The 4,164-nt window shown below is 60.3% G+C and carries 4 protein-coding genes; 3 read left to right on the plus strand and 1 reads right to left on the minus strand.

Translation table 11 applies throughout. From position 1 onward, the window contains the following. The 3 genes from EOA86_RS24740 to EOA86_RS24750 all read left to right on the plus strand — a co-directional run. Positions 1 to 1,148 (plus strand): TOMM precursor leader peptide-binding protein (locus EOA86_RS24740; RefSeq protein WP_206630123.1); only part of this gene is annotated, 1,148 nt, incomplete at its 5' end. Between the two features lie 44 nt (positions 1,149 to 1,192). Continuing rightward, on the plus strand, positions 1,193 to 2,488 hold the full coding sequence (locus tag EOA86_RS24745) for a YcaO-like family protein (protein WP_164891953.1): 1,296 nt from the start codon (positions 1,193 to 1,195) through the stop codon (positions 2,486 to 2,488). A gap of 264 nt (positions 2,489 to 2,752) precedes the next feature. Beyond that, positions 2,753 to 3,307 carry a SagB/ThcOx family dehydrogenase gene (locus EOA86_RS24750; RefSeq protein WP_164759545.1) on the plus strand — a complete coding sequence of 185 codons (555 nt, stop codon included), beginning with the start codon at positions 2,753 to 2,755 and terminating at the stop codon, positions 3,305 to 3,307. A 45-nt stretch (positions 3,308 to 3,352) separates the two neighbouring features. Here EOA86_RS24750 and EOA86_RS24755 read toward each other — a convergent pair. Beyond that, positions 3,353 to 4,164: alpha/beta fold hydrolase (locus EOA86_RS24755; RefSeq protein WP_164891954.1), on the minus strand; the 812-nt coding region annotated here is incomplete at its 5' end.

A 4,164-nucleotide genomic window follows, 5' to 3' on the forward strand; every position in this document is an offset into this window, starting at 1 on the left:
GACCTATGAACAAGCCTTTGTCCATTCCGTCCTTTCCCCGCCTACAGTATGGCGTGGACATCGTTCCCGTTGAGGATGGAAAAGTCCTCCTGCGCTCGTTCACGGGAAGTGTGATGCTCTCGGGTGATTTCGTTGCGGTCGTCCTTCCGTTGCTTCTTCCGCTGCTCGACGGAAGGCATGGGATTGAGGACCTGGCGGCCAAATTCGACGAGACATTGCGGCCGGAGATCGAAGACTTCCTGACACTGATCCAACAGAAGGGTTTCTTGGGCAAGGCGGCACAGCACGGACGAGAAGATGACGCGGTCATGCTGTCGAGCAAGGACTGCGCGTACTGGTCTCTATACGGCGCGAGCGCCAGTCAGGCGGCAACACGACTGGCGCAATCGACCGTGGTGGTTACGGGACTTGGGGATGTCGGCAAAATCGTTGCCACCATGCTCGCAGCCTCCGGCGTCGGGACGCTCGTTCTTGTCGAGGGCGCCACGCTTTCGACCCGATCGGGCGGCCCCGAAGAGGCCAAAGCGTCGGAAGCAGAGAAGACCGAACTGTTGTTGCGCAAGCAATACGCATGCCGCATCGTGACGATACCGACGACTATCGACGATGCAGCAGGCTGGGAAGAGACGGTCGCGGCTGCAAGCGTCGTTGCGGTCTTGAGCGACACCATGTCGATGAGCGGCTACGACCGAGCGAACGAAGTGTGTATCAAACATGGCGTGCCTTGGGTTTCGGCCAGGATCGATCGACAACGCGCCATCATCGGCCCGTTCGTCATTCCAAACCAGACCGCGTGTTTCGCGTGCTTCGAAGCCCGCAGTCGGGCCAACGCGGATCATCCGGAAGATCACGAGGCACTCTACCGTCATTGGAAAGAACTGAACGGCAGACGCGACATCTGGCCGTCCCTTCTTCCTTTCGCGGGTATCGTGGGGAATTTCGTCGCCTTGGACTTGTTACGCGTCCTTGCCGGCGAGCATCTTTCGGCAGCGGCGGGGCGCATCATCAATATCGACCTTCCGACGATGGAACGGAGCGTCCATGAGGTGCTGAAGCTGCCGAGATGCCCGGCATGCTCACGATTAAGGGACCGCAGACCAACCAAGATATGGGACATCATCCCCACCGAAACGCGGTCAGTCGGCTGAGCACGGCAGCATCCGGAGAGTTGCGAATGCAGCTTCACCACCACTTGGCATCGCCGATCGAGGATACCCTGCGCAAGGCGCTCAGGCTTGTCGACGATGAGACAGGGGTCATAAAGATCCTGCACGAGGCGCCATGCGCCCCCGACTCGCCAAGGATATTTGGTTGCGGAGCGCTGTCCAGCGACTACAGTCGTTTCGGATTTCCCTCGGAAAGCCCGATCAGCGGCTCCACGTCACTTGTGCGCGACCAGGCGCTTGTCGGGGCGATCGGCGAGGCGGTCGAACGGTATTCCGCCGCTTATGTTCCCTACGATGAGGTCATTTATCGCCCCATCAGCGCCGTGTCGGCTACTGCGGTTTCACCCTGGTCGCTCTCGCTGTATGACGAGGTCCAGTTGGCACGGGCCGGTTTCGGCTATTGCGCCCTGCGGCCCGATGACACGATCGGCTGGGTCATGGGCTTCTCGCTCACACGCAAACAGCCGATCCTCGTTCCGGCATTCGCGGTCTATCAACCGTACATAAGTCGCGCCGGAGAAATGCCGGTGGTGCAACAGATCACGACGGGTTTGGCCTGCGGCAACACGGCGGAGGAAGCGATCCTTTCGGCCATCTGCGAGGTGGTGGAGCGCGACGCCGCGATGCTCATGTGGCTTCAAAGCCGTCGTCCGCCGAAGACCGTCATCGAATCGCGGACCCCAAAGGTGGTGCGGGAGACGCTTGCCCGCTTCGGACCGATCGAAGGTCACGTCACCTTGCTCGACGTCACGACCGATCTTGCGATTCCCGCCTATATTGCCGTCTCCGATGTGCCCATGGCCGGAAAGCCCGGCGCGACGTTTTCCTCATGCGCTAATCTGGTCGCCAGTCGCGCGGCCGTTGGTGCGCTCACCGAACTGGCGCAATGCTTGTTATGGGTGAACAGCCTTGTCGATAAAGGGACGCATCTGCCCAACCCCTCGCTTGAGGACATTGCGCAGATCGAGGAGCACGTCCTATGGCCCCTCTTGCCGGAAAACCGCCAGGCCTTCGAATTCGTCCTCTCCTCTTCGTGTGAAACCGAGATACCGCAAGATCATGACTGGCCCACCGACATACTCGATTCGATTACGCATTGTGTCGAACGCATTGCGCGCGCCGGGCTGGAGGTCGTTGTAGTCGATGTGACCTCCCCGGATATCAGAGAGTGCGGGCTGCATGTATTCCGCGCGATCATTCCAGGTGCGCAGCCGCTCTATTTTGGCAGCGGCCTGCACAGGATCAGTGTTCGCGCCACCAGCGCCGAATATGCCGATCGTGCGAGCAAGCAGATCAACCTCCACCCACATCCTTTCCCCTAATCGATCTCGCAAAGGTCACTCATGCCCGACCCTCATGGGACTGACATAGCCAAAATCCGAGGCCGGCTTCTAGGTGAACGCAACCTGTTCTCCATCTCGGAGCTGTTTCATGAGAACAGCAGGATCAGCCGATCCGCGCCGCGGATTGCGCAGAGCCCGCAATCTGCTCTCGTCGCCCCGTCGGGATTCAAGCGATACATCTATGCTCCCCGCATTGCATTGCCCGATCCACGCACGGCTGAGACAGATAGCATCTGGGATATCATGACGGCGCGTCGATCGGGGCGCAGCTACTCGGGTGAGGAGATTGATCTCCAGTGTGTATCGGACCTGGCGTTTTACGCGCTGGGCACGCCGGACAAGGGACAGAGACGCTGCGTGCCGTCAGGCGGCGGGCTCTATCCACTCGAACTCTATGTGGTAGTCGCTCGTGTGGAGCAGTTGCCAGCCGGTCTCTATCACTACGATCCGCGCTCGCATGCCCTGTGCGAACTTGGCAGAGCGGACTGCCTAGCATCGATAAAGCAGGCCGTGTTCATTCCCGAGGCGGTCGACAACGCTGCGGCCGTCTTCGTCCTGACGGCGGTATTCGGCCGCTCCAAAATCAAATACGGTGAGCGGGCCTATCGTTTTTCGCTCTTGGAAGCTGGTCACGTCATGCAGAATATCTGCCTCGCGGCGACCGCCCTTCGCCTTGGCGTGTGTCCTGTGGGTGGTTTCGTCGACGACGAGATGAACGATCTGCTTGACGTTGACGGCGTTGAGGAAGCGGTCCTCTACGCTGCGCTCATCGGCTCGCTCGACACGATCGGCGGCTGAACATCGCCATCTGTTGTTCCAGACACTTCGAGCTGTTTTGCGCATTTAGGAAAGCGGCCTTAGCCACTCGCCGCCGATCTCGACCGTGAGACTGGACCCTTGCAGATCATCACCCAACAGCTCGTGTGAGCCACCGAGATGACACGCCAGGAATTGTTCCGCGACGGCCATCAAAGCGATACGATTGCGCTGGCCTACCAAGAAATGGCCTTCATCGGGAAAAGTGACCAAGGTCACCGGCACGTTCCTTCGCAGCAGGGCGTGCGCGACGTTCCTTGACTCGGCAGGACTGACGCGAACGTCGCGCAGTCCTTGCGCAATCAACATCGGACGGATCATTTGCTCGACATGAACAAGCGGCGAGCGTTCCTGGAGCCATTTTCGTCCCTCCATGGTCGCGGGGTCCGCCAGCCGGCGTAGGATCATGGCAAACCAGCTGTGCCAGTAAGGCGGTATTCGCGCGATGAAGGACAGAAGGTCCGAAGGGCCGCAGATATCGATGAAGCAGTTGTAAAGATCGGGGCTCCTCGCCGCAGCCATCAGGGCGGCGTAGCCGCCATAGCTAGCTCCAAAAAGCCCGACCCGGTCAGGATCGGCAATGCCCTCCTTCACCGCCCAAGCCACGCCATCGTCCAGGTCATCCTGCATGCGGCCGCCCCACTCTCGATCAGCTGCATTGGTGAAGGCTTTGCCGAAGCCGGTCGAGCCGCGGAAATTGACGCTCAGTACGGCATAGCCGCGGCTCGCCAACCATTGATGCAGGGGCGAAAAGCCCCACGCGTCTCGGTCGTAAGGCCCGCCATGGACGACGACAACCAGCGGCGAGCGGCGAGCGCGGCCCGCCGGAAGGGTGACAT

Origin of the sequence: Mesorhizobium sp. M5C.F.Ca.IN.020.32.2.1, from assembly GCF_004023105.1 — a bacterium.
GTDB classification, from domain to species: Bacteria; Pseudomonadota; Alphaproteobacteria; order Rhizobiales; family Rhizobiaceae; genus Mesorhizobium; species Mesorhizobium wenxiniae.